The sequence below is a fragment of the Blastococcus sp. SYSU DS0616 genome (assembly GCF_054051015.1).
The window spans coordinates 24,015-50,159 of sequence record NZ_JBJHAJ010000011.1; the positions used below are offsets into that span (position 1 = coordinate 24,015).

The window sequence follows — 26,145 nt, forward strand, 5'->3', positions numbered from 1 at the left end:
CGGGGTCAGAACGGTGGTGGGTCCTCCGCCGGTGGTGGCGGTGGTGGTTGCGGTGGTGCGGTGAGGACGCGATAGCCGGGTGGTCGGCTGGTGCGGGTGACGCCGGACGGGGTGATGACGGTGAGGACGCCGTCGTCGCTGAGGGTGTGCTGCCAGCCGGGGGCGAAGGTCTTGAGCCGGTGGTGGTGGCGGCACAGGCAGCACAGGTTCTCGCAGGCGGTGGCGCCGCGGTCGGCGTGCGGGATGACGTGGTCCAGATCGGCCCAGCCGGCGGGCACGGTGCAGCCGGGGTGCCGGCAGGTGCGATCCCGCGTTGCGAGGAAGCGTTGCTGGGCGGCCGAGGGCCGGTAGCGGTCCACCGGACCCGGTGGGCCGAGCAGCGGGCAGCCGCACGCCTGGTCGGGGTGGTCGGGGTGGTCGGGGCAGCCGCGGGTGGCCAGCTTCTCCAGCTCGGCGCGGCCGGTGACCGCCCGCAGTCTTCCGGTGGCGTCGGTGAGCGCGATCTGCAGGCTGCCGCCGGGTGGGGCCTGCACGCCTGCGGCATCCAGGGCGGCGAGTAGTTCGCGCAGGTGGGCGGCGGTGATCGGCTCCCCGTCCACCTCCCCCACCGGCGCGGGCGGGCCGCCTGCGGCCGCTTCCCGCGCTGTGTCGGTGAACGCGGCCGGCAGTGATGCACCAGAGGCGAGGAAACCCGCCGGGGTGAGCGCGGGCAGCGGTGCGACCACGGTCAGGTGCGCGGTCACCGCCGGTTGCTGCTGCCAGGGGCGCAGCAGCAGATCGATGAGGGCTCCGGTGCGCAGCATGCCGATCGGCCGGGCATCGCCGGCGTCCTTGGCGGCGCGGGCGTGGGCGTCGACGGCGTGCCGGCAGGCCCGGGCCTCGGGATGGGGCAGCAGGGCGCGCAGCTCGCTCATCCCGTCCCCGACCGGGCGCACCGTCACATCCGCTGCCCGCCGGCGCTGCTGCCGGCGCCGGTCGGCCGCGGCGGCGTCGCGGGCGATCAGCTCGGCGCGCACCGCCTCCCGCAGCTTCCCCACTCCCAGCTCGGTGGCGGTGGGCAGGACGGCGGCCTCCATGGCGGCGATCACGCCCGGGTCGGTCTCCCGCCCGGTGACGGCGACCTCCGCGGCCATCGCCCGGGCACGGGGCCAGTCCAACCGCCCCAGCCGCAGCCGTGTGTACGTCGCGGGCAGCAGCGTGGTCAGCACCTCGGCGTGCTCCAGCTGGGTCACCGCCGCCGTGCGGCTGCAGTTCTGCACCGCGGCCAGCTCATCGGGCACGAACTCACTGACCTCTGGCGGCCCCACGGTGCCGGCGCGCTCGCCGCCGGGCAGCGGATCGGCCGGAGCCGGGCGCGCCGCGGCCAGGTCCATCACCAGCTCCGCCCGCAGCGCCGCCAACTGCGCCTCCGCGGCCACGATCTGCCCCAGCAGCTCCGCCGCCTCCGCCGCACCCCGCCGGGCCGGCAACCACGCGCTCAACGGTTCACCCAACCGCGGCAACGGATCAGGGTCGGCCAGCTCCCACTCCGACGGCGGGCTCACCGGCATCACGGTCACCCCGACCGCGAACCCGACACCCGACGACATACCCGCAGGTTAAGCGGGGGGTACGACAGTTTCCGCAGGCGAGAGCCCGGCGACCAAATCACGGCTGCCCGTCCAGGCGCCGAGGCAGGGCTGAGCGGAACCGGGGCAGCGGCTCGGGTCGTGCCGCACCGAGGGATCGACCGACGCGGCGCCGCCGCCCGGAGGTCATGCCCCGGACCCGGAACCCGGAACGTGACGGACCGGTCCGACGGCCTCAGCGACGACGGCGGCGCCGTACGACGAGGGCGACGACCAGCACCAGCGCGGCGACCCCGGCAGCCGGGGCGGCGTAGCGGGACAACGCGGCCCCTCCGGCCACCTCCAGCAGGTCGATCGGCTCCGGCTCGGACTGCGCCGGACGCGGTCGCTCCGCCGGGGCGGCGTCAGGCACGCTCCGTAGCGGCGCACCCGTGGCCGGGCGCCCGGGCGGAGCGGTGTTGCCGGTGGGCGGCCCGCTGGGCGCCTTGCCCGCCGGCGCGGTGTCGGCGGCCTTCTCGGCGGTCACCTTGGCCGCGGTCTCCTTGGCCGGGGTCTCCGTGGTCGCCGTCTCCTTGCCCGCGACCGCCTTCTTCGCCGGCGCGGCCTTGGCGGGCGCCGCCTTCGCGGCGGCCTTCTTGGCCGGGGCCGCCTTCTTCGCCGGGGGCTCCTCGGCCGCGGCGCTGACCTTGTCGGTCGCCGACGCGGCCGCCTTCTTGGTGGCAGCGGCGGCCTTCTTGGCCGCCGTCCCCTCGCCGGCGGCCTGTTCCGCCGAAGCGGCCACCTCCTCGACCACGCCGGTGGCCGTCGCCGCCGCCTTCGCCGCCGGGCCGGCATCCGCCGCCGGGCCGGCCTCCGCCGACGCGGCCGCGCGGTCGGCGTCGCCCTGCGCGTCGCCCTCACCGAGCTGGGCGGCGAGCTTGTCGGCGAACTGCCCCAGCAGCTTGTTGCCGACGTCGGTCATCACGCCGCGCCCGAACTGGGCCGGACGCCCGGTGATGTTCAGGTCGGTGAGCACGTCGACCCGCGTGACCGAGCCCTCCGCGCGGAGGTTGGCGGTGACCACCGCCGCCGCCGTCCCGTTGCCCCGCTGGTCCTTGCCCCGGGCGTCGATGACCGCCCGGTGCGCGGCCTCGTCCTTCTCGATGAACGACGCCTTCCCCTGGTAGGTCAGGTTGATCGGCCCGAGCTTGACCTTCACCCGCCCGGTGAAGTCGTCACCGTCGACGGAGTCCAGCGCCGCGCCGGGCATGCACGGGGCGATCCGCTCGATGTCGAGCAGCACCCGCCAGGCCTCGTCGACGGGCACCGGGACGGTGAACGAGTTCTCCAGCTGCACGGGTCAACCTCCGGGTGACGGACTGGCACGGCCCCCTTGCAGGGACCCGGCGCGAGCCTGCGAGTGCTGGGGGGCAAGGGGGTCCTTCGACAAGCTACAGCCCCGCGGCGGCCGTCACCGCCCGGCGCGTGAGGACGGTCGCCAGGTGCTGCCGGTAGTCCGCCTGCGCGTTGAGGTCGCTGCTCGGCTCGGTCCCCTCGGCGGCGCGGGCGGACGCCGCGGCGATCGCCTCGGGCGTCGCCTCGGCCCCGGACAGCGCGGCCTCCACCGCGCCGGCCCGCAGCGGCGTCGGGCCCATGTTGGTCAGCCCGATCCGCGCCTCGGCGATGTGCCCGTCCTCGCGGCGCACCGCGGCGGCCACCGCGACGATCGACCAGGCCTGCGCCACGCGGTTGAACTTTTCGTACCGCATGCCCCACTGGCCGGCGAGCTTCGGCACCCGCACCTCCACCAGGAGCTCGCCCTCCTCGACCGCGGTGGTGAGGTAGTCGACGAAGAAGTCGGCGGCACCGACGGTCCGGTGTCCTTCGGGCCCGGCGATCACGAACTCGGCGTCGAGCGCCAACGCCACGGACGGCAGGTCACCGGCCGGGTCGGCGTGCACGAGGGCCCCGCCGAAGGTGCCCCGGTGGCGCACCTGCCGGTCGGCCACCGTGCCGGTGGCCTCGGCGATCAGCGGGACGTGCTGCGCGATCAGCGGGTCGGCAAGGACGTCGGAGTGGGTGGTCATCGCGCCGATGACGATCGCGTCGCCGTCGTCCCGCACCCCCCGCAGCTCGGCGACCCGCCCCAGGTCGACGACGGTCTCCGGCGCGGCCAGCCGCAGCCGCATGACCGGGATCAGCGACTGCCCGCCGGCGAGGATCTTCACGTCCTCCCCGCCGGAGGCGATGGCCTCCAGCGCCTCGTCGACGCTGCTCGGACGCGCGTACTCGAACGGCGCGGGGATCACTGGGCACCTCCGGAGGTGGACGGGGCGTCGGTGGAGTCGACGGCCTGCGCGTTCGTCCGGGCCGATGCCCGGTCGCCGCCGTCGCCTCCGGCGTGGATGGCCCGCCAGACCCGTTCGGGGGTCAGCGGCATCCGGATGTCCTGCACGCCCAGGTGCCGGACGGCGTCCAACGCGGCGTTGACCACCGCGGGCGTCGAGGCGATGCAGCCGGCCTCCCCCACGCCCTTGGCGCCGATCGGGTTGCCCGGCGCTGTGTGCACCGTGTTGCCGGTGTCGAAGTGCGGCAGGTCCGATGCCGCGGGCACCAGGTAGTCGACGAAGGTGCCGGTGGTGAGGTTGCCGTCGGCGTCGTAGACGGCCTCCTCGTACAGCGCCTGGGCGATCCCCTGCGCCAGCCCGCCGTGCACCTGCCCCTCGACGATCAGCGGGTTCACGATCGTGCCGACGTCGTCGACGCAGGCGTACTTGCGGATCCTCACGAACCCGGTCTCGGTGTCGACCTCCATGGCGCACAGGTGCGTGCCGTGGGGGAAGGAGAAGTTCTCCGGGTCGAACGTCGCCTCGGCGTCGATCGAGGGCTCGATCCCCTCCGGGTAGTCGTGCGCCGCGAAGATCGCCAGCGCGATCTCCTGGATGCCGAGCCCGGTGCCCGGGGTCCCCCGCACGGAGAACTTCCCGCCCTCGAAGTCGAGGTCGTCCTCGCTGGCCTCCAGGAGGTGCGCGGCGATCTTGCGGGCCTTGGCGATCACCTTGTCCGCCGCCTTGACCACCGCCGAGCCGCCGACCACCAGCGACCGGGAGCCGTAGGTGTCCAGCCCGCGGGAGGCGATCGCGGTGTCCCCGTGCAGCACCTCGACGTCCTCGAACGGCACGCCGAGGGAGTCGGCGACCAGCTGGCTCCACGCCGTCTCGTGGCCCTGGCCGTGCGGCGTCGAGCCGGTGACGACCTCGACCTTGCCGGTGGGCAGCATGCGGATCGCCGCGTGCTCCCAGCCGCCGGCGCCGAAGGAGAGCGAGCCGAGCACCCGGGAGGGGGCCAGCCCGCACATCTCGGTGAAGGTGGAGATGCCGATGCCCAGCTGCACCGGGTCGTTCGACTCCCGCCGCCGCTGCTGCTCGGCGCGCAGCTCGTCGTACCCGAGCAGCTCCAGCGCCTGCTGCGTCGCGGTGTCGTAGTCACCGCTGTCGTACGCCAGCCCGGCCACCGTGGTGAACGGGAACTCCTCGGCCTTGATCCAGTTCTTGCGCCGCAGCTCGAGGGGGTCCATGCCGAGCTCGACGGCGAGCTCGTCCATGATCCGCTCGATCGCGAACGTGGCCTCCGGGCGGCCGGCGCCGCGGTAGGCGTCGGTGGGCACCTTGTTGGTGAACACCCCGTCGCACTCGAACCGGTAGGCCGGGAACTTGTAGATGCCCGGGAACATGAAGGCGCCCAGGGCCGGAACACCGGGAGTGATCAGCCGCAGGTAGGCGCCCATGTCGGCGAGCAGCCGCACGCGCAGGCCCTTGAGGTTGCCCTCGCGGTCGGCGGCGACGTCGACGTACTGGATCTGGTCGCGCCCGTGGTGCGCGGTCATCAGCGACTCGCTGCGGGTCTCGGTCCACTTGACCGGCTTGCCCAGGCGCCGGGCGATCAGCAGGCAGAGGATCTCCTCCGGGTTGACCTGCAGCTTCCCACCGAACCCGCCGCCGACGTCGGGGGCGACGACACGCAGCTTGTGCTCGGGGATGCCGGTGACCATCGCCGCCATGACCCGCAGGATGTGCGGGATCTGGGTGGCCGACCACATCGTGTAGTTGTCGCCCTGCGGCTGCACGACGACCGAGCGCGGCTCCATGAACGCCGGGATCAGCCGCTGCTGGATCAGCCGCCGGCTGACGACGACGTCGGCGTCGGCGAACGCCTGCTCGGTGTCCGCGCCGGTGCCCATCTCGCCGGCGTCGAAGACGAAGTGGTAGCTGGTGTTGGACTCCAGGTGGTCGTGGACCAGGTCCGCGCCGTCCTTCACCGCCTCCTCCATGTCCAGCACCACCGGCAGCGGCTCGTAGTCGATGTCCGCGAGCTCGACGGCGTCCTGCGCCGCGGTCTTGCTGCGCGCCACGATCACCGCGACCGCCTCGCCGACGTGGTTGACCTGGTCGACGGCGATCGACGGGTGCCCGGGGTTGACCATGTCCGGGGTGACCGGCCAGGCGCAGGGCAGCGAGCCCTGCTCCTCGGCGAGGTCCTGACCCGTGTAGACGGCGATGACGCCGGGCGCCTCCCGGACGGCGCTGACGTCGACGTTCGTGATCCGCGCGTGCGCTACGGGTGAGCGCACGACCGCGAGGTGCAGCATCCCCGGCAGCACCATGTTGTCGGTCCAGGTGGTCTTGCCGGTGATCAGCCGGGCGTCCTCCTTGCGGCGGCGCGCCTTGCCGATCTCGGGGGACGGGGCGCCGGTGCGCTCCTCCACGGCGGTCATGCCTGCCCCACCACGTGCGGCGCGGCGGCGGTGTCGACCGCCGCGGGCGAGACGGAGCCGCTGCCGGTGCCACGCAGCTCACCGGCGGCCTGCTGCACGGCGCGGACGATGTTCTGGTAGCCGGTGCAGCGGCAGAGGTTGCCCTCGATGCCCTCCCGCACCTCGTCCTCGCTCGGGTCGGGGTTGTCCTGGAGCAGGTCGATCGAGGCCATGATCATCCCGGGGGTGCAGTAGCCGCACTGGAGCCCGTGCAGCTCGTGGAAGGCCTTCTGCACCGGGTGCAGCTCGCCGTCGCGGGCGACGCCCTCGATGGTGGTCACCTCGGCACCGTCGGCCTGGACCGCCAGCACGGTGCAGCTCTTCACGGCCTCGCCGTCCAGGTGGACGGTGCAGGCACCGCAGTTGCTGGTGTCGCAACCGACCACGGTCCCGACCTTGCCGAGCTGCTCCCGCAGGTAGTGCACGAGCAGTGTCCGGGGTTCGACGTCGTCCTGGTAGGACGTCCCGTCCACCCGCACGCTGATCCGGGTCATCAGTCCTCCGCCTCGTTGCAGGGGTCCCTCGTTGCAGACCGCGCCCACGGTCGACCGTGGACCTGCCGCGGAGTCTGACCCGAAAGGAGTGACTTTGGCCACGCTTAACTGCACGCGGGCCTGCCCGGATCCGCCGGTGGGAGACGGAGTCCCCCGGAAAGACCAGGATTTCCGGGCGCTCCGGTGGTGGACGGCCGCGGCACCGCCGGCGGGACAACGTTGCGTCCCCGTTGCAGCTCACCGCGCGCGGCACGGCCGTCCGGAGCAGAAAGGGGGCGGCAGGCGTGGTGCCGGGACCCGGGTCTACCTAGTCTCGGCCGATGATGCCGGTGACCGCGCGCTCCCGGGAGCGGTGACCCGTGGGATCCGTGGTGCCGCTCCGGCCGCAGCCCTGGTTCGCCCGTCGCCGACGGCGGTCGTTCCTGCGGACGGCGCGGCTCGACGCGGTGGGCTGGGGCGCCCTCCTCGGGGCCTGCTCCGCCGCTGCGGCGGCGTCCGTGCCGGTGCTGCGGCCGACGGGGTGGCCGCTACCGGCCCGGGCCGGTGCGGGGGCCGCGGCGGTGGTGACCGCGCTCGTGGTGCTCGACCGCCGCAAGTGGCGGGCCATGGAGACCGGGTTCTCGTTCACCGACGACCCGGCGCTGACCGCCGCGGTGGTCGACCGGCTGGTCGCCGACGGGCTCCCCGCCCGCCTGGACGAGGGCCCGGGGAGGCCGGGGATCCGGTACGCGAACCGCTACGGCCGGCGGATCGAGACCGCGCTCGGGGCACTGCTGTCCCCGCGGACCGACGAGTCCCAGGGCGCGGAGGCGTAGGCCTCCGCGGAACGGGCCCCCGCGCCCGGCGCGTCCCGGCCCGCCCGCTCACGGCGGCGGAGGACGGCGGAGATCGCGAGCGGGATCAGCCCGGCGGCCGCCAGCCCGGCGCCGACGGCGCTGGGCGCCCGGTAGCCGAGGCCCGCGGCGATGACGAGCCCGCCGGCCCAGGCGCCGAGGGCGTTGGCCATGTTCAGGGCCGAGTGGTTGAGGGCGGCCCCGAGCATCTGCGCCTCCCCCGCGGTCTCCATCAACCGCAACTGCAGCAGGATCGCCAGGGTCGAGCCGCTGACCGAGACCAGGAAGACACCGGCCACCAGGCCGGGCACCCAGGACGCGACTACGGCGACCACGGCGAGCAGCACCATCAGGGCCACCAGGGCGCCGACGAGCGAGCGGAAGAGCGACCAGTCGCCCAGCCGCCCGGCCAGCGCCGTCCCGATGATCCCGCCGATCCCGTACACCAGCAGGACCACGGGCAGGGTGCCCCGGGAGAGGCCCGCGACGTCGGTGACGACCGGGGCGATGTAGCTGTAGAGCGCGAACATGCCGCCGAAGCCGACGACGCCGACCCCCAGGGTGAGCAGCACCTGCGGCCGGCGCAGCGCGCCCAGCTCGCCCCGCACCGTCGCGTCGGGCCGCCCCGGTGACGGCGGGACGACGACGAGCACGGCCGCCACCGTGGCCGCGGCCAGGACGACCACCAGCCAGTACGACGCCCGCCAGCCGGCCGCCTGCCCCAGCCAGGTCGCGGCCGGGACGCCGGCGACCAGCGCGACGGCCAGGCCGAGCATCACCGAGCTGACCGCGCGGCCGCGGAGCCGCGGCGCGACCAGCGACGCGGCGACCAGCGAGGCCACGCCGAAGTAGGCGCCGTGCGGCAGGCCGGCGAGGAACCGGGCGCCCAGCAGCGTCGGGTAGCCCGGCGCCAGGGCGGTGAGCACGTTGCCGACCAGCAGGGCAACCATCAGGCCGACCAGCAGCGCGCGCCGGGGCAGGCGGGCGCTCATCGCCGCGATCACCGGGGCGCCGACCACGACGCCGAGGGCGTAGGCGGAGATGACGTGGCCGGCCGAGGGGATGTCGACGCCCACGCCCTCGGCGATGTCGGGCAGCAGGCCCATGGTCACGAACTCGGTGGTGCCGATCGCGAACCCGCCGAGCGCCAGCGCCACGATGGCCACGACGACCCGGACGGGGCTCAGGGGTGGTCGGTCGACGAAGGGCGCTGCGGTCACGCCAGCTGCGAAGTCGTGAGCAGCCCTCAGCATTCCCGCGCCGGGCGGGTCAGCGCGTGCGACCGGCCAGCCGCAGGCGGTGCAGGTGCGCCGTCACCGCCGCCCGGCGGGGCGAGCCCGCCGGGAGGACCTCGCACAGCGCCTGCCAGACCCCGGCGTCCTCCCGCACCTCGGGCAGCTGGGCGAGGCGCAGCAGCTGGTCGGGGCGGCGCCCGGTGAGCACCGCCCGGCGGAGCACCGCCAGCAGTCGGTCGCGGGCCTGCCGTACCCCCGGCGCCTGGGAGCCGGGCAGCACCGGCCCCGCGTAGTGCTCCAGCGCGGCACCGACCTCCCCGCGCGCGACGAGCCGGCGCACCTGCTCCACGTCGGTGTGCAGCCGGCCGACCAGGCGGTAGGGGCGGGACGCGAGCAGCTCGCTGCCCACCAGGCGGCGCAGCCGCGACAGCTCCGCCCGCACCGTGACGGTCGCCGCGGATCCGGCGTGCACCTCGTCGGCGAGCTGGGCGGCGTCCCGGCCCTGCCCCGAGGCGGCCGCCTCGGCCAGCAGGAACAGCAGCTCCGAGTGGCGGACAGACAGCTCCAGCGGTCCGCCGGGCAGCAGCAGCCGGGCCCGCTCCCGGCCGAGCACCTCCAGGCGCGCCGCCGCCGGTGCGGGCGCCCCGGTGGCCGGGCCGGCGGCGAGCCGCTCCCGGTTCAGCCAGCGCAGCTCCGACTCGACGGCGGCCACCGTCGCGCGGACGAGGGTGAGCACGTGCGGGCTGGCCACGTGGTCGCCGCCGGTGACGTCGATGACGCCGAGCAGCGCACCGGTTGCCGGGTCGTGCACCGGCGCGGCCGAGCAGCTCCAGGGCTGCACCGAGCGCCGGAAGTGCTCGCTGCCGTAGATCTGCACGGCGGAGTCGACAGCCAGCGCCGTCCCGGGTGCGTTCGTGCCGGCCACCTCCTCCGACCAGCGGGCGCCCGCCACGAAGTTCACGCCCTCGGCCTGCGCCCGCAGCCGGTGGTCGCCCTCCACCCAGAGCATCCGCCCCGCGGCGTCGGTGACCGCCACGATCATCCGGTCGGCCTCGGCGTCCTGCACCAGCAGCCGGCGGATCACCGGCAGCACCGGCGCCAGCGGGTGGGCCGCCCGGTAGGCGAGCAGGTCGGCGTCCAGCAGCTCCACGGGGGGCAGCCCGCCGTCGGGGTCCACGCCGCTGCCGAGGGAGCGCCGCCACGAGTCGCGGACGACCGGGCGGACGGCGTCGTCGACGGGCAGCGCACCGGCGGTGACCAGGCGTTCGTGCGCCGCGCGCAACCGGCGCGTGCGGGCGGCCGACGGCGACCCGTCGGGCAGCGCCAGCCACGGGTTGACGGCGGTGGTCACCGGCCGCGCCACGGGGAGTCGCTCATCTCCCGGTCATCGTGGCCGCTGCCGGCGGTTTCCACCAGAGCGGCCGGCGCGGGTCAGTGCGCCGGGGCCGCCGCCGCATCCCCGGCCGGCAGCTGCCACGGCCGGACGACGGCGGCCAGCACGACGATCGCCAGGACCAGCGCCGTGACGACGACGAGGCCGATCGCCACCGCGTCGTTGCCCAGGAGGCCGACGACCGGGGAGACCGCCGCGCCGACGCCGAACTGGATGGCGCCCAGCAGGGCCGCCGCGCTCCCGGCCGCCTCGCCGTGCCGGGACAGCGCCAGCGCCGGGGCGTTGGGCAGCGCGAGCCCGCACGCGAACAGCACCGCCCACAGCGCCCCGGTGACGGCGACCAGGCCACCGGTCCCCGTGCCGGCCAGCCCGACCAGCGCGGCGCCGGCGAGCGCGCCGGCCACGGTGCCGGCCACGAGGAGCGTCTGCGGCGACCAGCGGCGCAGCAGCAGCGGGTTGAGCTGGGTGGCGGCGATCAGCCAGAACGCGCCGGCGCCGAACAGCAGCCCGAACTGCTGCTCGTCGAGCCCGAACTGGTCCTGGTAGACGAACGCGGAGCCGGAGACGTAGCTGAACAGCCCGGCCATCGTGAGGCCGGCGACCAGCACCAGCCCGACGTAGACGCGGTCGCGCAGCAGGCCGCGGTAGACCCGCAGCGTCCCGAGCACCCCGGCGCTGCTCCGCCGCGCGGGCGGCAGGGTCTCCCGCAGCGTCGCCCACCCGACGACCAGCAGCAGCAGGCCGTAAGCCGCCAGCACGCCGAACACCCCGCGCCAGGTGGTGAAGCGCAGGATCTCGCCGCCGATGGTGGGCGCCAGCACCGGCGCGGCGCCGAGCACCAGGAACAGCCGGGAGAGCATCGTCGCCGCGGCGCGGCCGTCGTAGAGGTCGCGCACCACGGCGAGGGCGATGACCGCGCCGGAGGCGGCGCCCACGCCCTGCAGCACCCGCAGCGCGCCGAGGACGGCGATGGTCGGCGCGACGAGCACGAGCAGCGAGGCGACGACGTGCAGCGCGGTGCCGGCCAGCAGCGGCCCGCGGCGGCCGTACGCGTCCGACAGCGGGCCGAGCACCAGCTGACCGAGCGCCAGGCCGATCAGCGTGCCGGTGAGGGTCAGCTGCACGGTCGCCGAGGTGGTGAGCAGGTCACTGGTGATGCTGGGCAGCGCCGGCAGGTACATGTCGATGGTCAGCGGGCCGAGGGCGACGAAGGCGCCGAGCGTCAGCGCGGTGCGGGCGGCGCCCGGTCGCGCGGGCGCATCGGGGGTCGCCTGCGGCTGGGGGCGGTCCTGGGTGGTGGTCACGGGTTTCCCGTCGATCGGTGCTGAGCGGGACCCACGCTGGTCGAACCGCAGTACGACGCCGTGCAAGGCGCGAGGCCCGCCGCGCATTCCGCGGCCGGGCGGGTCGTCAGCGGGGTGGGCGCGTCGGTAGCAGGGGCCGGACGTCGCGGGCCCGCACGGCCCCGGCCCACAGGCCCGCCCCGTAGGCGAGGTCGTCGAGCCGCCGGGCCAGGAGGTGACGAACCGGTCCGACCCGGCCCCGGTGCGGCGCCCAGGCCAGCAGCCCGTCGGCGAGCGCCGCCGCCAGCACGGCCCTGCGCACGCGCCGGGAGGCGATCGCCCCGGCGGCGGCCACCGGCCAGTGGTGCCGGGTGGCCGCGCGGGTCAGCGCCCGGCCCGACGCGGCGAGGCCGCGCACCACGAGGCCGGTGGCGAGCACGGCCGGGGCGGCCTCCCCCGGCCGGGCCAGCCGGCGCGCGAGCCGGGCCGCGGTGACCCCCAGCACGGCGACCCCGGCCGCCCGCCCCCACCGACCACCGGCGAGCAGCAGCGCCCAGGTGAGCGCCGTCTCCGGCGCGATCACCAGGGGCGACACCGCCGACCCGTGCCGCGCGGCCAGCAGGGCGGCGCCGGTGCCGTAGAAGGCGCGCCGCCGCAGCCAGTCTGCGGTGCGCGCCGGGTGCTCGTGCGCGACCTCGGCCGCCGGTTCGTACCGCACCCGCCAGCCCGCCGCGGTCAGCCGCCAGACCAGGTCGACGTCCTCGGCGACCCGCATCGCCTCGTCGAAGCCCGGGCCCAGGGCCGACCGGCGCACCAGCAGCGCCGCGCTCGGCAGGTAGGACACCGCCGACAGCGGCCGCACCGCCGCCGGCTCCGGGCCCATGTCCAGCGCGCCGGCGACGTCCTCGTAGGGGCTCGTCCACCCGCGTGCCGCGCCCGCCAGCGGCACGATCCGGGGGCCCACCACGGCCAGCCGGGGATCGGCCAGGTGCGGCCGCAGCCGGCCCAGCCAGCCCGGGAGGGGGACGCAGTCGGAGTCGAGGAACGCGACCAGCTCGGTGCCTGCCGCGGCCAGGCCGGCGTTGCGGGCAGCCGCCGGGCCCCGGGACACCTCGTACCGGAGGACGCGGACGCCGTCGGGAGCGGTGACCGGCACCGCCGAGCCGTCGTCGACGACGACCACGGGCACAGCCGCCGTCCGCGGATCGGCGCGCAGCGCGGCGAGCAGCCGGCCAAGCCCGGCCGGTCGGTCCTTCACCGGGACGACGACGGTCACGTCCGCCCCGCCGGCGTCCGGCGGCGGCTCCGGGTGGGCGAGGCCGGCGTCGAGGAGCCGCGCGGCCAGGGCGGCACCGGTCGCGTCGCCGACCACCAGGCGGTCGGCGGCCAGCAGCCCCGCCGCGCGCGGGGACAGCCGGATCAGCCGCAGCGGGGAACCCCCGAGCAGGGTCGCGCCGCCGTCGCGCCGGCGGGTGCGCGGGTCGAGCCGCACGGCGAACCCGTCGGGCAGCCGGCGCTCCGGCGGGGCGGGGATCATCCCTGCGCCAGGACCTCGTCCGTCGTGGCGAAGGAGACCAGGGGGGCGTAGCCGGCCATCACCTGCAGGGCCCGCTCGTGCTCCTGGTCGCCCGCCCCGGCGCACGCGTCGGTGACCACGCGGACGTGCACCCCCGCGTCGGCCGCCGGGAGCACGGTGGAGATGACGCAGCAGTCGGTGGCCACCCCGGCGACGGTGAGCGGCCCCTCGCCGACCACCTCGGCCAGCCGCGGCCCCCACTTGCCGAACGTGGTGGCGTCCACGACCGGGGCGCCGCCCGGGTCCTCGACGAGCTGGTAGCACCGCGCGTCGGGGGGCTGCAGCGCGAAGTCGTACTGCGCGTAGTACTCCTTCCACGCCCCCACCGGCTCCGCGGGCGCCACGAACCGGGTCCAGACCACCCGCTCGCCGAACGCCTCGACCAGCCGGCGGACGCGCGGGCGGATCTCCTCGAACCGCGGCGCGGTCCACGGCGAGTCCTGCTCGCCGAAGACGTGCTGCAGGTCGATCACGACCAGCCAGCCCTCGCGGCCCTCGATCGCCCCGCTCATGCCCGGCCCTCCTCGCGCGTCGGTGCCCTCGGCTCCCGCCGTACGGGTCCCGCGACAGTAACGATCCGGTCCCGGCCGCCCCGCTCCCAGGTTCGTGTGCTTAGGTCACCCTTACCTGATCCGCCAAGGAGTTGTGTCATGCCTTTTCCTTCCGCCCTCCGGGGTGCTGCCGCGCTCGCGGCCACCGCTTTCGTCGTCACCGGCTGCGGTTCCGGCGACGAGCCCGCCACCTCCGACGGCGGGGCGGCCGGGAGCACGACCGGGAACTCGTCGTCGGCGTTCCCGGTGACGGTGGAGACCGCCTTCGGCGAGGTCACGGTCGAGGAGGAGCCCGAGCGGGTGGTGGCGCTCGGCTGGTCCGACGCCGAGACCGCCCTCGCGCTCGGTGTGGAGCCGGTGGGCGCCAGCGACTGGCTGGCGGTCGGCGGCGAGGACGGCCTCGGCGACTGGGTCGAGCAGGGCTACGCCGAGCCCCCCGTGATCATCGGCACGCTCGAGCCGAGCTACGAGCAGATCGCGGCGCTGCAGCCCGACCTCATCCTCGACACCCGCTCGTCCGGCGACCAGGAGCGCTACGACCTGCTGAACGAGATCGCCCCGACGATCGGTCAGCCCGAGGGCGTCGGGCCGTACCAGACGACCTGGCAGCAGCAGCTGGAGATGATCGGCGAGGCGCTCGGCAGGAGCGAGGAGGCCGACGAGCTCGCGGCCGAGGTCGAGGCGGCCTTCGAGCAGGCCCGGGAGGAGCACCCCGAGTTCCAGGGCACCGAGGTCGCCGTCGGCGCCTACTCCGCCGAGGGCTGGAACGTCTACCTCACCGGCGACTCGCGGGTGCAGTTCATGGAGCAGCTCGGCTTCGAGAACAAGGCCGAGATCGAGGCGCTGGCGACCGAGAACTTCTTCGTGCCCATCGGCGAGGAGCAGCTCAATCTGCTCGACGCCCAGCTGACCGTGGTCTTCCCGATCTTCGTCGAGGCCTCGGCGTTCACCGGCAGCCCGGTGTGGCAGTCGCTGCCCGCCGTCCAGGAGGGTCGCGCCGTCGTCCTCGACGACCTGACGCTGCTCAACGCCTTCTCCAGCGCCTCGGCACCGGGCCTGCTGTACGCGATCGAGAACAGCGTGCCGCTGTTCGCCGACGCCCTGAACTGAGCGGGCCACCACCTCCGGCGCGGGGCGGTTCCGGGATCACTCCCGGAGCCGCCCCGCGTCGTCGATGCGCCAGGTCGCCACGGCGGCAGCCAGCCGGCCGGCCAGGTCCGCCACCAGCTCCGCCCCCTCGCCCGCCGACGCGCCCGCCGGGTCCCCGAGCACCCCGTTCGGGCTGACCGCCCGCACGCCCTCGGCGCGCATCCGGGGCAGCAGCTCCCGCAGCGGCGCCGTCTCCCCCGCCTCCGCCCGTTCCCGGCGGACCCCAGCAGGTTCCACGTGCAACATGAGCGACGTCTCCGTGCGGCCGGCGTGGGCGTCGCCGCCGGCAACGGCGAGCGGCCACCAGGCCACGTCCCGCCCCTCGGCCCGGAGCAGCGGCACCGCCGCCCGCAGGGCGGAGTAGTTGCCCCCGTGGCCGTTGACGACCAGCAGCCGCCCCGCCCAGCGGCAGGCCGATCGCCCGTACTCCACGAGCACGGTCGTCAGCGCCTCCGTGCCGATCGACACCGTGCCCGGGAACCCCTCGTGCTCCCCGCTCGCCCCGTAGGGGATCGCCGGGGCGAGCAGCGCGCCACCGATCCCGGGCACCGCGGCCTGCGCCACCGTCTCCGCCGTCCGGGTGTCGGTCGCCAGCGGCAGGTGCGGGCCGTGCTGCTCCACCGATCCCAGGGGGACGACGAGGAGCGGCCGCTCGGGCAGCTCCGACCAGGTGGCGTCGCCGAGGGAGGTCACCGGCCCAGCCTCGCACGACGGCAGACTGGCCCCATGGCTCCCCGACGCTGCCCGTGCGGCACCGGCCTGCCCTACGCCGAGTGCTGCGGACGCCTGCACGCCGGCGAGGCGACGGCGGCCTCCGCCGAGCAGCTCATGCGGTCGCGGTACAGCGCCTTCGCCGTCGGCGACGCCGGCTACCTGCTGACCAGCTGGCACTCCACCACCCGGCCGGCGTCGGTGGAGCTCGATCCGCAGGTGCGCTGGACCGGCCTGGACGTGCTCGCCACCACCGGCGGCGGGCTGCTCGCCACCGAGGGGACCGTGGAGTTCCGCGCCTGGTACGTCGCCGGCGGCGAGCGCGGCAGCCAGCACGAGATCAGCCGGTTCGTCCGGGAGGACGGCGCCTGGCGCTACCTCGACGCGCGCTGAGGGGTGTCGGGCGGGACCACCGTGGGCACCAGCCCGGCATGAGTACCGAGGACACCCGCAAGGTCGCCGAGCTGATCAAGGGGGAGCGCTTCGGCTTCCTCACCACCATCGCCCCCGGCGGCAAGCTGACCAGCCGGCCGATGACGCTGCAGGAGGTCGAGTTCGACGGCGACCTGTGGTTCTTCGCCGAGCGCGGCTCCCACCCGGTGGCGCACATCGCCGCGCAGCCCCAGGTGAACGTCGGCATCGGCTCCGGCGGCACCTGGGTGTCGCTCACCGGTCACGCCGTCGTGGTGGACGACCTGGCCAAGAAGAAGGAGCTGTGGAACGGCGGCGTCGAGGCCTGGTTCCCGAACGGCCCCGAGGACCCCGACGTCGTGCTGATCAAGGTCGAGGGCGACTCGGCGGAGTACTGGGACAGCCCGGGCGGCCGGCTGGCCACCGCGTTCAGCTTCGTGAAGGCCAAGGCCACCGGCGAGCGGATCGACGCGGGGGAGAACAAGAAGGTCGACCTCTAGCAGCGGCCGCCCGGCGCCGGCCCCGCGGGCCGGCGCCGGGGTTCAGCGCAGGTCGAGGCCCGCCAGGGGCGACTCGTCGCAGGCCTTCGCCGGCGGCAGCGCGGGCATGCCGAGCAGCGTGGGCTGCCCGCGGACCGGGCCCTTGTGCGAGTGGTCGATGTGGCTGCGCGGGGTGACCAGCTCGACGTCGCGGGCCGCCAGCGCCGTCTCCCCGTAGCCCTGCACGCACTCGGGGTCGGGCCCGTCCAGCGGCAGCCCGGTGAAGAACTTCGCCGCCATGCAGCCGCCGCGGCAGGCGTCGAAGTGCGCGCACTTCGTGCAGGCGCCGCCGGTCTGCGGGCTGCGCAGGTCGGCGAACAGCTCGCTCTCCTGCCACACCTTCCGGAAGCCGCCGGGTGAGCGCACGTTGCCGGCGAGGAAGTTCTCGTGGATGGCGAACGGGCAGGCGTAGACGTCGCCCACCGGGTCGATCAGGCAGACCACCCGGCCGGCGCCGCAGAGGTTGAGCCCCGGCAGCGCCTCGCCGAACGCCGACAGGTGGAAGAACGAGTCGCCGGTCAGCACGCCCTCGCCGTTGGCCAGCAGCCAGTCGTACAGCTCCCGCTGCTGCTGGGCCGTCGGGTGCAGCTGGTCCCAGACGTCGGCTCCGCGGCCCGAGGGGCGCAGCCGGGTGATCCGCAGCTGGGCGCCGAAGGAGTCGGTGAGCGCCTTGAACTCGTCCAGCTGGCCGGCGTTCTCCCGGGTGACGACGACGGAGACCTTGAAGTCCTTCATCCCGGCCTCGGCCAGGTTCTCCAACGCCCGGATCGCGGTGGCGTAGGAGCCGGTGCCGCGGACGCGGTCGTTGACCTCGGCGGTGGCGCCGTCCAGGGAGATCTGCACGTCGACGTAGTCGGTGCGGGCCAGCTGCGCGGCCCGCTGCTTGTCCAGCTTGACGCCGTTGGTGGAGAACTTGACCCCGACGTCGTGGCCGATGGCGTAGTCGAGCAGGTGCCAGAAGTCCGGCCGCACCGTGGGCTCGCCGCCGCCGACGTTGACGTAGAAGACCTGCATCCGCTGCAACTCGTCGATGACCGCCTCGGCCTCGGCGGTGGAGAGCTCGCGCGGGTCGCGCCGGCCCGACGAGGACAGGCAGTGGGCGCACGCCAGGTTGCAGGCGTAGGTGAGCTCCCAGGTCAGGCAGATCGGGGCGTCCAGCCCGTACTCGAACTGGTCGATCAGCCGCCCGCCGGTGGGGCGCTCGGGGCGGGCGGGCAGCACTGCGGTCACTGGGTCTCCCGGCGTTCGATCATCTGCGAGCGGGCGAGGTCGGCCAGCGCCTTCACGTAGGCGCCGCGCTGGGCGTCGGGGACGCCGCACGCGGTCAGGGCCGCCGCCGCGCTGGGGTGGTCGCCCAGCGCCTCGACGACCGCGACCAGCGTCTTCGACTTCAGGAAGGACAGCTTCCGGTTGCCGAAGTGGTAGACGAGCGCGCCGAACGGCTCCGGCCGCAGCGCGACGGAACGGGCCCGGCGCCAGGGCAGCTCCGCGTCGAAGGCGGCGGCCGTCCCGGTCGCCGGGCCGGTCCCGTTCGTCGTCGGCACGGCGTCGATCAGTACACGCCGCACATGCCGTCGATGGAGACCTCCTCGACGAGCGACTCCTCGACGAGGGCCTCCTCGGTGGCGGGGGCCTCGGGGGTCCGGAACTCGGCGGCGGCGACGTCGGTCTGGGTGGGCTCGGGCATGGGGGCCTCCGTGAACGCGGTCACATGGTCGAGGCGGACGTTAGTGACACCCGGTGCCAGGAGCAAGAGCGGGGTCGGCGGGCGCCGGGCGCCACGCCCACCGGGCAGAATGCGCGCGTGGTGGAGACGAGGACGGCGCCGGCGGGGCGCGCCCGTGTCGAGCGCGCGGCCCTGGACCTCTTCACCGTGCGCGGCTTCGAGGAGGTCACCAGCGACGAGGTCGCCGACTCCGCCGGTATCAGCCGCCGGACCTTCTTCCGCTACTTCCCCACCAAGGCCGACGCCGTGTGGGGCGACTTCGCCGGTCACGTCGCCCGGCTCCAGCAGCTGCTCGCCGCGGCCGACCCGGCGCAGCCGGTGCTCACCTCGGTCTGCGCGGCGTACCTCGAGGTCAACGACTACCCGGCAGCCGAGCTGCCGCTGCTGCGGGAGCGCATGCGGCTGATCCTCACCGAGCCCGCCCTGCTGGCCCACAGCCAGCTGCGCTTCGCCGAGGTCGACCGGGTCGTCGCCCAGCACGTCGCCGCCCGGACGGGCAGCTCCCCCAGCGGGCTGCTGCCCCGCCTGGTCGCGGCGAGCACGCGCGCAGCGGCGACGACGGCCTTCGAGGCGTGGCTCGCCGACGACGCGTCGTCCCTGACCGAGCACCTGCACCTGGCGTTCGACGAGATGGCGGCGGGCTTCCCCAGCCTGCGCGGCTGACCCGTCCGGGCGGCCGGTGTGGTCGGCGTCTCACCCGCGGCGCTAGCCTGGCACTCAGTGCCACCGGCCTCGCGCCGGCCCACCGCCCGGCGCACCGGGCCGACGAAGGAGATGCCCATGGCCAACGCGTGGTTCGAATCGGTCGCCGAGGCGCAGCGCCGGGCGAAGAAGCGGCTGCCGAAGGGCGTCTACGGCGCGCTGGTCGCCGGCTCCGAGCGCGGCCTGACCCTCGAGGACAACCTCGCCGCCTTCGCCGAGATCGGCTTCGCGCCGCACACCGCCGGGCTGGCCAACGAGCGGAACACGGCCGTGACGGTCATGGGCCAGCCCATGTCGATGCCGGTCATGATCAGCCCGACCGGCGTGCAGGCCGTCCACCCCGACGGTGAGGTGGCCGTCGCGCGGGCCGCTGCCGCCCGCGGGGTGGCCATGGGCCTGTCGAGCTTCGCCAGCAAGCCGATCGAGGAGGTCGTCGCAGCCAACCCGCAGACGTTCTTCCAGATGTACTGGGTGGGCACGCGCGACGAGATGCTCGCCCGGATGGACCGGGCGAAGCAGGCCGGGGCCGTCGGGATGATCGCGACCCTCGACTGGTCGTTCGCCTACGGCCGCGACTGGGGCAGCCCGTTCATCCCGGAGAAGATCGACTTCCAGGCCGCCCGCAAGTACGCGCCGCAGGTGCTGGTCAAGCCGCGCTGGCTGCTGGACTTCGCGAGGACCCGCAAGCTGCCCGACCTCACCGTGCCCAACATGGTGGCGACGCCGGGCGAGCCGGCGCCGACGTTCTTCGGCGCCTACGGCATGTGGCAGCAGTCGCCGATGCCCACGTGGGAGGACGTCGCCTGGCTGCGCTCCCAGTGGGACGGCCCGTTCATGCTCAAGGGCGTCATGCGGGTGGACGACGCCAAGCGCGCCGTCGACGCCGGCGTCACCGCCATCTCGGTGAGCAACCACGGCGGCAACAACCTCGACGGCACCCCCGCCTCGGTCCGGGCCCTGCCCGCGGTCGCCGACGCGGTGGGCGACCAGATCGAGGTGCTGCTCGACGGCGGGATCCGGCGCGGTGGCGACGTCGCCAAGGCCCTGGCGCTGGGCGCGAAGGCGGTCATGATCGGCCGCGCCTACCTCTGGGGCCTCGCCGCCAACGGCCAGGCCGGGGTGGAGAACGTCCTCGACCTGCTGCGCGACGGGCTCGGCTCCGCGATGGTCGGCCTCGGGCGTTCCGACGTCGCCGACCTCTCCCGCGACGACCTCGTCGTCCCCCCGGGGTTCGAGCGGGCACTCGGCGACACCGCGGTGGAGAACGCGCTCCTGGCCACCTCCCCGGCCCGGCGGCGCCGCGAGGCCTGACGCCGGGCCGGACGCCTGCCAGGATGTCCGGTGTGAGCCAGCCGGTCCGACCCGAGGACCTCCGCATCTCCGACGCCGAGCGCGCCGACGTGCAGGCCGGGCTGCAGCGGGCGCACGACGCCGGGCAGCTCGACCTGCACGAGTTCGACGAGCGGGTGCAGGCCGTGTGGGCGGCGCGGACCCGGGGCGACCTTGCCCGGGTCACCGCCGACCTGCCCGCGCTGCCCCCGCCCCCGGGGCCGCGCCGGGCGTTCAGCGACGACGACGCCGGCACCGCGATGAAGGTGCTCGTGATCATCTGGGCGTGCATCAGCCTGGTGAACCTGGTGGTCTGGGGGATCCTCGAGGCCACCGTGGGCGGGATCCACCCGTGGTGGCTCTACGTGGCGCTCCCGCCGGGTGCCGTGCTGGGCACCCTCTACGCGGTCGGCATCGGCCGGCCGCGCTAGCCGGCGTCGGGGTCCAGCAGCTCGGCCCGGCGCCGCAACCGCCGGGGCAGCACGAACCAGCCGTACGCCAGCAACCCGGCCAGGACCGCCACCCCGATCCACCACCAGGGTGACGCCTGCACGGCCAGGTAGACCGTCATCGCGAGGAGGACCACCGCGCCAACCACGCTGGGAACGCGGTTGCGCCGGCGTTCGGCGAGTGCGTGCTCCACCAGCGCGTAGGCGGCGGCGCGGGTCTCCGGGTCCTCGGGTACGGGCCCCCGCAGCGACGCCCGCCCGGCGGCGCGCCGGGCGCGTCCCCCCAGCACGCCGACCGCCTCTGCCTGGCGCCGGAGCTGCCCGTGCATCAGCGTCGCCCCGACCAGGCCTCCACCGATCGCCGCTCCGACGGCTCCGGGCACGGCAGCGCTCCAGCCCTGCCCGCCGAGGACCGCGACGCCGAACGCCGCACCCGCCCCGCAGAAGAGCCCCATGATGAGCCCCAGTTGCGTGCGCGACGCCCGCGTCAACCACTCGTTCACCGACCGAGGATCACCACACCCGCCCGCCGGGACAAGCGGTCGAGGCGCCCTCCTCGGCCGGAACACCCGTCCGGGTGCACCGGCTCTCGGCGGTGGGCGGGAGCCTCACCGGCGGACGGCGGCCACGATGCGGTCGGGGCGGACCCGCACCGCGGCGGCCGGCCCCAGCCATCGGCGCAGCGTGCCGCTGGGATCGACGATCCGCACCTCCGTCCCGTCGGCCCGGCGCACCACGAGCTCCGCGGACAGCTCGGCCCACCCCTCGCCGAGGACGTCGTCCAGCCGGCACGGCCGGCCGTCGACGAGCACCTCCGGCTGCGGGACCAGCGTCCCGGCCAGCCGGCGGCCGGCCCGGCCGCGGCGCGCCACCAGCGGGCCGCGGCGCAGCGGCGGGGTCCGGCTGTCGGTGGCCAGCCGGGCGACGGCCGGGATCCGTCGGACGGCGGTCAGCACGGCCCGGCGGGCGACGGCGCCCCCGCGCCCGCCGCCGGTCATCAGCCGCCCGAGCAGCAGCGCCACCCGGATCAGCGCCCGGGCGTGCGGCTCGCGCTCGGCCTGGTACGTGTCCAACAGCTCCTCACCGGCCTCCCCGGCCAGCACGGCGGCGAGCTTCCAGGCCAGCTGGTGCACATCGCGCAGCCCCAGGCCCAGGCCCTGCCCCACGAACGGCGGGGTGAGATGGGCGGCGTCTCCGGCCAGCAGCACCCGGCCGTCGCGCCAGCGGTCGGCCACCTGCGCCCGGAACGTGTACTCCACCGCACGGACCACCTCGACCTCCGTGCCGCGGGCGACCGGGGCCAGCAGCGCCGCCAGCCGGGCCGGGTCGGCGAGCTCCTCGGCCGTCTCGCCCGGCGCCAGCCGGAACTCCCAGCGGTAGCGGTCGCCGGTCACCGGCATGAACGTGGCCGCCCGGCCCGGGTCGCAGACCTGGTGCACCCCCGGCCAGACCGGCAGCGGGACCGGCGCGCGCGCATCGACCACCAGCCAGCGGTCGGCGGGGCCGAGGTCACGCATCCGGGCGCCGATCAGCTTCCGCACGGTGCTGTTCGCGCCGTCGCAGCCGAGGACCCCCACCGCCCGGACGGAGCGGTCCGCCCCGGTCGCCCGGTCGGTCACCCGCACGGTCACCCCGCCGCCGTCCTGGTCGAGCCCGGTCACCTCGCTCCCGCGGTGCACCTCGATCCCGGGCGTCGACGCGACCGCGGCCGCCAGCACCTCCTCCAGATCGGGCTGGTGCACGAACGATCCCTGCGGCCAGCCGTTCGTGCCGGCGTCCGGGGCGCGCCGGAACTCGGCCAGCACCCGGTGGGCGGCGTCCAGCAGGCGCAGCCCGGCCATCGGCCGGCAGCGGGCGGCGACGTCGTCGGCCACGCCGGCCGCCTGCAGCACGCGGAACACCTCGTCGTCCAGGTGCACCGCGCGGGGCAGCGGATAGGGGGCCGCGTGCCGCTCCACGACGACGACGGGGAGCCCGGTGCGAGCCAGGAGCAGCGCGGCGGTGAGCCCGACGGGCCCCGCGCCGACGACGACGACCGGGGGGCGGGGCACCGGACCAGTGTGCGTGCCCCGAACGTTGCACCGAGGCCGGTGGGCCCGGCGCCAACGTTGCATGCCCCTTCCCAGGGTGTGATCGGGGTCATAGCGTGCGCGGCAGGCATGCGTGCCCGCGCATGAGGTGGACGGCCCTCGACGACGAGGGCGACGAGGAGGTTCCTGTGCCCGTGAACACCCGCGGCGCGATCCTGCGCTCAGCCCCCGGCAAGTGGGAGGTCACCGACCTGGTCGCCGACGACCCCCAGGTCGGTGAGCTCCAGGTGAAGCTCGCCGCCTCCGGCATGTGCCACTCCGACGACCACATCGCCACCGGGGACATGCCCGTCGGGCACTACCCCTTCCTCGGCGGCCACGAGGGCGCCGGCGTCGTCACCGCGGTGGGCCCCGGGACGAAGGACTTCGCGGAGGGTGACCACGTCGTCTTCTCCTTCCTCCCCGGCTGCGGCCGTTGCCGGTACTGCGCGAACGGCCAGCAGTACATCTGCGACTCCGGCGCCAACCTCCTGGTCGGCTCCCGCTGGGACGACGCCGAGAGCTTCCGCTTCCAGACCTCCGACGGCACCCCGGTCGGCCAGATGTGCGGACTGGGCACGTTCGCCGAGGTGACGACGGTCGACGTCCGCTCCACGGTCAAGATCCCGAAGGACATCCCGCTCGACGTCGCCTGCCTGGTCGGCTGCGGCGTCGGCACCGGCTGGGGCACCGCCGTGCAGGCCGGCGAGGTGCGGGCCGGCGACACCGTCATCGTCATGGGTGTCGGCGGCATCGGGATCAACGCCGTCCAGGGCGCTGCGCACGCCGGCGCGAGCCACGTCATCGCCGTCGACCCCATCGACTTCAAGCGCGAGAAGGCGATGGAGCTGGGCGCCACGCACGCCTTCGCGAGCATCGACGAGGCCGCCGAGTTCGGTCGCAGCGTCACCAACGGCCAGGGCGCGGACAAGGTCCTGATCACCGTCGGCGTGCTCAAGGGCGAGCACGTCGCCCAGGGCGTCGAGGCGCTCGGCAAGGGCGGCCGGGTGGTCATCACCGGCCTCGGCGACCTCACCGACGTCGGCATCCCGATCAACCCGAGCATGCTGGCGCTGTTCACCAAGGAGATCCGGGGCGCGCTGTTCGGGGACCAGAACCCCAGCGCCGACATGCTGAAGATGCTGCGGCTCTACCAGGAGGGTGCCATCAAGCTCGACGAGCTGATCACCAAGCGGTACAAGCTCGACGACATCAACCAGGGCTACGAGGACCTGCACGCCGGCAAGAACATCCGCGGCGTCATCGTCTACGACTGAGCCCCGGCCTCCGACCCCTGATGATCAGGTCACCTGATCATCAGGGGTCCTGGCTCACGGTCGACGGTGAGCCAGGACCACACCAGGTGAGCCAGGACGACGGGAGCTGAGCCAGGACGTGGCACCGGCCGGGACAGGATCGTGACCAGCACGCGCAGCGCCGCCCACCTCGACGTGGGCGGGATGGTCCGCGTGGCCCGTCAGCGCGTGGTGGACCGCCTGCGGGAGGCGGAGGTGGTCGCCGCGGCGCTCTCCGCCGGGCGCAACGTCGTGCTGGAGGGCCCACCCGGCACCGGCAAGACCACGCTGCTACGCGCCCTGGCCGACGGCGCCGGGGTCCCCCTCGTGCTCGTCGAGGGCAACGCGGAGCTGACACCCACCCGGCTGGTCGGCCACCACGACGCCTCCCGGGTCCTCACCGAGGACTACCGGCCGGAGAACTTCGTGCCCGGGCCGCTCACCCGGGCCATGACCGAGGGTTCGCTGCTCTACGTCGAGGAGTTCAACCGGGTCCCCGAGGAGACGATGAACGTCCTGCTCGGTGTCCTCTCCGAGCGGGAGATGCACGTGCCCCGCTACGGCCGGGTCGCGGCGCGGCCCACCTTCCGGCTGGTGGCGGCGATGAACCCGTTCGACGCGGTGGGCACCGCGCGGGTCACGCCGGCCCTCTACGACCGCTCCTGCCGGGTGGCGATGGCCTACCAGGACGAGGACGCCGAGCTGCGGGTGGTCGAGGCGGTGACCAGCGGGGAGGCAGCGCTGGTCGCCCGGGCGGTGCGGGCGGTCCGCATCACGCGCGACCACTCCGAGCTGCGCATCGGCGCCTCCGTGCGAGGGGCGATCGACACGGTGCTGATCGCCGTGGAGCTCGCCGCCGTCCGGGAGACCTCCCCCCTGCAGGAGGCGACCGGGCTCGACGCCGCCCTCGCCGCGCTCACCGGCAAGGTGACCCGGGGCGACGGCGTGGCGCGCCCGGTGGAGGACGTCGTCGCCGACATCTGGCGCCGGGCCGGTGAGGAGCTGGGAAAAGCCTGACGCCCGGGGAGGCGTCCCCCGGGCCGCCACCCCCGCCGGCGCCGGCCGGCGAGCGACCGGCGTCGGGCCCGCCCCGCGTCGTCGAGGACCCCGAGCAGGTCGAGGAGCTGCTGCGCACCCAGGGCGCGCGCCGGTCCAGCCGCGACGAGCTCTCCCGCAGCAACCCCGACTTCGACACCGTCTCGCCGGAGGCGGGGACCCTCGACGCCGAGGCCGTGGCCGACCTGGCCGCCCGCGACCCGGACGCTGCCGCCCGGGTGCTCGCCGCGGCCGCCCGCGCGTTCGACCCCCGGCTGCGCGCCGCGGCGCGGGCGCTGGCCGCACGGCTGCCCCTGGGCAACCCGCGCACCGGCACTCCCGACCGCCCCGGCACCAGCCGGATGGTCACCCGGCGCGACCCGACCGGTTCGGACGTCGACCTCGACGCGACGCTGGCCGCGCGGGGGGCCGAGCCCCGGTGGCGCGCCGAGCACCTGCACACGAGGGGCTGGCGCTCCACCGGCCGCGCGGTGGTCCTGCTCGTCGACGCGTCGGGGTCGGTGGCCGGGGACGAACTCGCCGCCGCGGTGCTCACGGCGTCGGCCCTGGCCCAGCGCATGCGGCCGGGCGACGAGCTCGGCGTCGTCGCCTTCTGGTCGAAGGCCGTGGTGCTGCGCCCGCTGTCGGCCGATCCCCGCGCGGACGTCGTCGTCGACCGGCTCTGCGACCTCAGGGGCGGCGGCACCACCGACCTCGAGCTGGCGCTGCGGACGGCGGCGACGCAGCTCGCGCGCTCCCGCGCCGCCGACCGCCACGTGCTGCTGCTCTCCGACGGCGTCGCGACCGACAGCCCCGACCCGGTGGACGCCGCGGCGTCGCTGGCTCGCATACCGGCGCGGCTCCAGGTGCTCGCGCTGTCGGCCGAGGACGAGGCGATGACCTCCTGCACCACCCTCGCCGCCGCCGGCGGCGGGAGGGTGGCCGCGCTGCACCGGGCGTCGCAGGCCCCGTCAGCCGTCCGGGAGCTGCTGGGCTGACCGGCGC

The 26,145-nt window shown here is 75.3% G+C and carries 26 protein-coding genes; 10 read left to right on the forward strand and 16 right to left on the reverse strand.

Translation table 11 applies throughout. The features are described from left to right. Positions 1 to 5: 5 nt before the first annotated feature. The 5 genes from ACI79K_RS10200 to ACI79K_RS10220 form a co-directional block, all read right to left on the reverse strand. Entirely contained in the window at positions 6 to 1,589 is a 1,584-nt protein-coding gene (locus ACI79K_RS10200; protein WP_456599635.1) for a DUF222 domain-containing protein, read from the reverse strand. A 214-nt stretch (positions 1,590 to 1,803) separates the two neighbouring features. After that, positions 1,804 to 2,904 carry an SRPBCC domain-containing protein gene (locus tag ACI79K_RS10205; RefSeq protein WP_456591180.1) on the reverse strand — a complete coding sequence of 367 codons (1,101 nt, stop codon included), beginning with the start codon at positions 2,902 to 2,904 and terminating at the stop codon, positions 1,804 to 1,806. Between the two features lie 94 nt (positions 2,905 to 2,998). After that, the gene (locus ACI79K_RS10210) at positions 2,999 to 3,856 is read right to left on the reverse strand and encodes an FAD binding domain-containing protein (protein WP_456599636.1); all 858 of its coding nucleotides are present in this window, start codon (positions 3,854 to 3,856) and stop codon (positions 2,999 to 3,001) included. After that, entirely contained in the window at positions 3,853 to 6,321 is a 2,469-nt protein-coding gene (locus ACI79K_RS10215) for a xanthine dehydrogenase family protein molybdopterin-binding subunit (protein ID WP_456599637.1), read from the reverse strand. Before ACI79K_RS10215 ends, ACI79K_RS10210 begins: the two co-directional genes overlap by 4 nt. Beyond that, the gene (locus ACI79K_RS10220; protein WP_456599638.1) at positions 6,318 to 6,854 is read right to left on the reverse strand and encodes a (2Fe-2S)-binding protein; all 537 of its coding nucleotides are present in this window, start codon (positions 6,852 to 6,854) and stop codon (positions 6,318 to 6,320) included. Before ACI79K_RS10220 ends, ACI79K_RS10215 begins: the two co-directional genes overlap by 4 nt. A gap of 371 nt (positions 6,855 to 7,225) precedes the next feature. Between ACI79K_RS10220 and ACI79K_RS10225 the strand changes: the two genes are divergently transcribed. Next, the gene (locus ACI79K_RS10225; RefSeq protein ID WP_456599639.1) at positions 7,226 to 7,669 is read left to right on the forward strand and encodes a hypothetical protein; all 444 of its coding nucleotides are present in this window, start codon (positions 7,226 to 7,228) and stop codon (positions 7,667 to 7,669) included. Here the strand turns inward: ACI79K_RS10225 and ACI79K_RS10230 are convergent. The 5 genes from ACI79K_RS10230 to ACI79K_RS10250 form a co-directional block, all read right to left on the reverse strand. Beyond that, positions 7,591 to 8,907, reverse strand: a complete 1,317-nt coding sequence (locus ACI79K_RS10230) for an MFS transporter (protein WP_456599640.1) — start codon at positions 8,905 to 8,907, stop codon at positions 7,591 to 7,593. The two genes, ACI79K_RS10225 and ACI79K_RS10230, sit on opposite strands and share 79 nt — an antisense overlap. A gap of 49 nt (positions 8,908 to 8,956) precedes the next feature. After that, a complete protein-coding gene (locus ACI79K_RS10235; protein ID WP_456591174.1) occupies positions 8,957 to 10,273 on the reverse strand; it encodes a GAF domain-containing protein in 1,317 nt (438 codons plus the stop codon). An 80-nt stretch (positions 10,274 to 10,353) separates the two neighbouring features. Next, the gene (locus ACI79K_RS10240; RefSeq protein WP_456599641.1) at positions 10,354 to 11,619 is read right to left on the reverse strand and encodes a multidrug effflux MFS transporter; all 1,266 of its coding nucleotides are present in this window, start codon (positions 11,617 to 11,619) and stop codon (positions 10,354 to 10,356) included. 106 nt (positions 11,620 to 11,725) lie between these two features. Next, on the reverse strand, positions 11,726 to 13,135 hold the full coding sequence (gene mftF / locus ACI79K_RS10245; RefSeq protein WP_456599642.1) for a mycofactocin biosynthesis glycosyltransferase MftF: 1,410 nt from the start codon (positions 13,133 to 13,135) through the stop codon (positions 11,726 to 11,728). Then, a complete protein-coding gene (locus tag ACI79K_RS10250) occupies positions 13,132 to 13,686 on the reverse strand; it encodes a cysteine hydrolase family protein (protein ID WP_456591171.1) in 555 nt (184 codons plus the stop codon). Before ACI79K_RS10250 ends, mftF begins: the two co-directional genes overlap by 4 nt. Positions 13,687 to 13,824: 138 nt before the next feature. Here ACI79K_RS10250 and ACI79K_RS10255 point away from each other — a divergent pair, with 138 nt between their 5' ends. After that, positions 13,825 to 14,835 (forward strand): iron-siderophore ABC transporter substrate-binding protein, encoded by a 1,011-nt coding sequence (locus ACI79K_RS10255; RefSeq protein ID WP_456591170.1) that lies wholly within the window; start codon positions 13,825 to 13,827, stop codon positions 14,833 to 14,835. A 36-nt stretch (positions 14,836 to 14,871) separates the two neighbouring features. Here the strand turns inward: ACI79K_RS10255 and mftE are convergent, their stop codons facing one another. Beyond that, a complete protein-coding gene (gene mftE, locus ACI79K_RS10260) occupies positions 14,872 to 15,567 on the reverse strand; it encodes a mycofactocin biosynthesis peptidyl-dipeptidase MftE (protein WP_456591169.1) in 696 nt (231 codons plus the stop codon). Between the two features lie 33 nt (positions 15,568 to 15,600). Between mftE and ACI79K_RS10265 the strand changes: the two genes are divergently transcribed. Both ACI79K_RS10265 and ACI79K_RS10270 read left to right on the forward strand, forming a co-directional pair. After that, a complete protein-coding gene (locus ACI79K_RS10265) occupies positions 15,601 to 15,978 on the forward strand; it encodes a YchJ family protein (RefSeq protein ID WP_456599643.1) in 378 nt (125 codons plus the stop codon). 38 nt (positions 15,979 to 16,016) lie between these two features. Next, positions 16,017 to 16,496, forward strand: a complete 480-nt coding sequence (locus ACI79K_RS10270) for a pyridoxamine 5'-phosphate oxidase family protein (RefSeq protein WP_456591167.1) — start codon at positions 16,017 to 16,019, stop codon at positions 16,494 to 16,496. Positions 16,497 to 16,538: 42 nt separating this feature from the next. Here the strand turns inward: ACI79K_RS10270 and mftC are convergent, their stop codons facing one another. Genes mftC through mftA form a run of 3 tightly spaced genes read right to left on the reverse strand, consistent with a single transcriptional unit; the run spans position 16,539 to position 18,222 of the window. Continuing rightward, positions 16,539 to 17,765, reverse strand: a complete 1,227-nt coding sequence (mftC, locus tag ACI79K_RS10275) for a mycofactocin radical SAM maturase (RefSeq protein ID WP_456591166.1) — start codon at positions 17,763 to 17,765, stop codon at positions 16,539 to 16,541. After that, positions 17,762 to 18,079, reverse strand: coding sequence for a mycofactocin biosynthesis chaperone MftB (gene mftB / locus ACI79K_RS10280; RefSeq protein WP_456597558.1), 318 nt, complete (start codon positions 18,077 to 18,079; stop codon positions 17,762 to 17,764). Before mftB ends, mftC begins: the two co-directional genes overlap by 4 nt. An 8-nt stretch (positions 18,080 to 18,087) precedes the next feature. After that, a complete protein-coding gene (gene mftA, locus ACI79K_RS10285) occupies positions 18,088 to 18,222 on the reverse strand; it encodes a mycofactocin precursor MftA (protein ID WP_456591164.1) in 135 nt (44 codons plus the stop codon). A 117-nt stretch (positions 18,223 to 18,339) separates the two neighbouring features. Between mftA and mftR the strand changes: the two genes are divergently transcribed. The 3 genes from mftR to ACI79K_RS10300 all read left to right on the forward strand — a co-directional run bounded on the left by mftR (position 18,340) and on the right by ACI79K_RS10300 (position 20,723). Beyond that, complete coding sequence (mftR, locus tag ACI79K_RS10290) at positions 18,340 to 18,924, forward strand: mycofactocin system transcriptional regulator (RefSeq protein ID WP_456599644.1); 585 nt, start codon at positions 18,340 to 18,342, stop codon at positions 18,922 to 18,924. 117 nt (positions 18,925 to 19,041) lie between these two features. Next, complete coding sequence (gene mftD / locus ACI79K_RS10295; protein WP_456591162.1) at positions 19,042 to 20,274, forward strand: pre-mycofactocin synthase MftD; 1,233 nt, start codon at positions 19,042 to 19,044, stop codon at positions 20,272 to 20,274. Positions 20,275 to 20,306: 32 nt separating this feature from the next. Beyond that, positions 20,307 to 20,723, forward strand: a complete 417-nt coding sequence (locus ACI79K_RS10300; protein WP_456591161.1) for a DUF1707 SHOCT-like domain-containing protein — start codon at positions 20,307 to 20,309, stop codon at positions 20,721 to 20,723. On the opposite strand, the gene ACI79K_RS10305 is transcribed toward ACI79K_RS10300, so the two are convergent. Both ACI79K_RS10305 and ACI79K_RS10310 read right to left on the reverse strand, forming a co-directional pair. Continuing rightward, positions 20,720 to 21,244 (reverse strand): hypothetical protein, encoded by a 525-nt coding sequence (locus ACI79K_RS10305; RefSeq protein ID WP_456591160.1) that lies wholly within the window; start codon positions 21,242 to 21,244, stop codon positions 20,720 to 20,722. The genes ACI79K_RS10300 and ACI79K_RS10305 overlap by 4 nt on opposite strands. Before the next feature lie 105 nt (positions 21,245 to 21,349). Then, a complete protein-coding gene (locus tag ACI79K_RS10310; RefSeq protein ID WP_456591159.1) occupies positions 21,350 to 22,792 on the reverse strand; it encodes a bifunctional 3-(3-hydroxy-phenyl)propionate/3-hydroxycinnamic acid hydroxylase in 1,443 nt (480 codons plus the stop codon). A 167-nt stretch (positions 22,793 to 22,959) separates the two neighbouring features. Between ACI79K_RS10310 and ACI79K_RS10315 the strand changes: the two genes are divergently transcribed. The 3 genes from ACI79K_RS10315 (at position 22,960) to ACI79K_RS10325 (ending at position 26,138) form a co-directional block, all read left to right on the forward strand. Beyond that, positions 22,960 to 24,087 carry an NDMA-dependent alcohol dehydrogenase gene (locus ACI79K_RS10315; protein WP_456591158.1) on the forward strand — a complete coding sequence of 376 codons (1,128 nt, stop codon included), beginning with the start codon at positions 22,960 to 22,962 and terminating at the stop codon, positions 24,085 to 24,087. A 141-nt stretch (positions 24,088 to 24,228) separates the two neighbouring features. Further along, positions 24,229 to 25,122: an AAA family ATPase gene (locus ACI79K_RS10320; RefSeq protein WP_456599645.1), complete on the forward strand. Its 894-nt coding sequence runs from the start codon at positions 24,229 to 24,231 to the stop codon at positions 25,120 to 25,122. Between the two features lie 215 nt (positions 25,123 to 25,337). Then, positions 25,338 to 26,138 (forward strand): vWA domain-containing protein, encoded by an 801-nt coding sequence (locus ACI79K_RS10325; protein ID WP_456591156.1) that lies wholly within the window; start codon positions 25,338 to 25,340, stop codon positions 26,136 to 26,138. The last annotated feature ends 7 nt before the right edge of the window (positions 26,139 to 26,145 follow it).

Excerpts from the sequence above, each read along its gene's own strand:
- ACI79K_RS10200 (WP_456599635.1), bottom strand. The coding sequence starts at position 1,589 with ATGTCGTCGGGTGTCGGGTTCGCGGTCGGGGTGACCGTGATGCCGGTG.
- ACI79K_RS10215 (WP_456599637.1), bottom strand. The coding sequence starts at position 6,321 with ATGACCGCCGTGGAGGAGCGCACCGGCGCCCCGTCCCCCGAGATCGGC.
- ACI79K_RS10220 (WP_456599638.1), bottom strand. The coding sequence starts at position 6,854 with ATGACCCGGATCAGCGTGCGGGTGGACGGGACGTCCTACCAGGACGAC.
- mftF (WP_456599642.1), bottom strand. The coding sequence starts at position 13,135 with ATGATCCCCGCCCCGCCGGAGCGCCGGCTGCCCGACGGGTTCGCCGTG.
- ACI79K_RS10250 (WP_456591171.1), bottom strand. The coding sequence starts at position 13,686 with ATGAGCGGGGCGATCGAGGGCCGCGAGGGCTGGCTGGTCGTGATCGAC.
- ACI79K_RS10255 (WP_456591170.1), top strand. The coding sequence starts at position 13,825 with ATGCCTTTTCCTTCCGCCCTCCGGGGTGCTGCCGCGCTCGCGGCCACC.
- ACI79K_RS10265 (WP_456599643.1), top strand. The coding sequence starts at position 15,601 with ATGGCTCCCCGACGCTGCCCGTGCGGCACCGGCCTGCCCTACGCCGAG.
- ACI79K_RS10270 (WP_456591167.1), top strand. The coding sequence starts at position 16,017 with ATGAGTACCGAGGACACCCGCAAGGTCGCCGAGCTGATCAAGGGGGAG.
- mftA (WP_456591164.1), bottom strand. The coding sequence starts at position 18,222 with ATGCCCGAGCCCACCCAGACCGACGTCGCCGCCGCCGAGTTCCGGACC.
- mftD (WP_456591162.1), top strand. The coding sequence starts at position 19,042 with ATGGCCAACGCGTGGTTCGAATCGGTCGCCGAGGCGCAGCGCCGGGCG.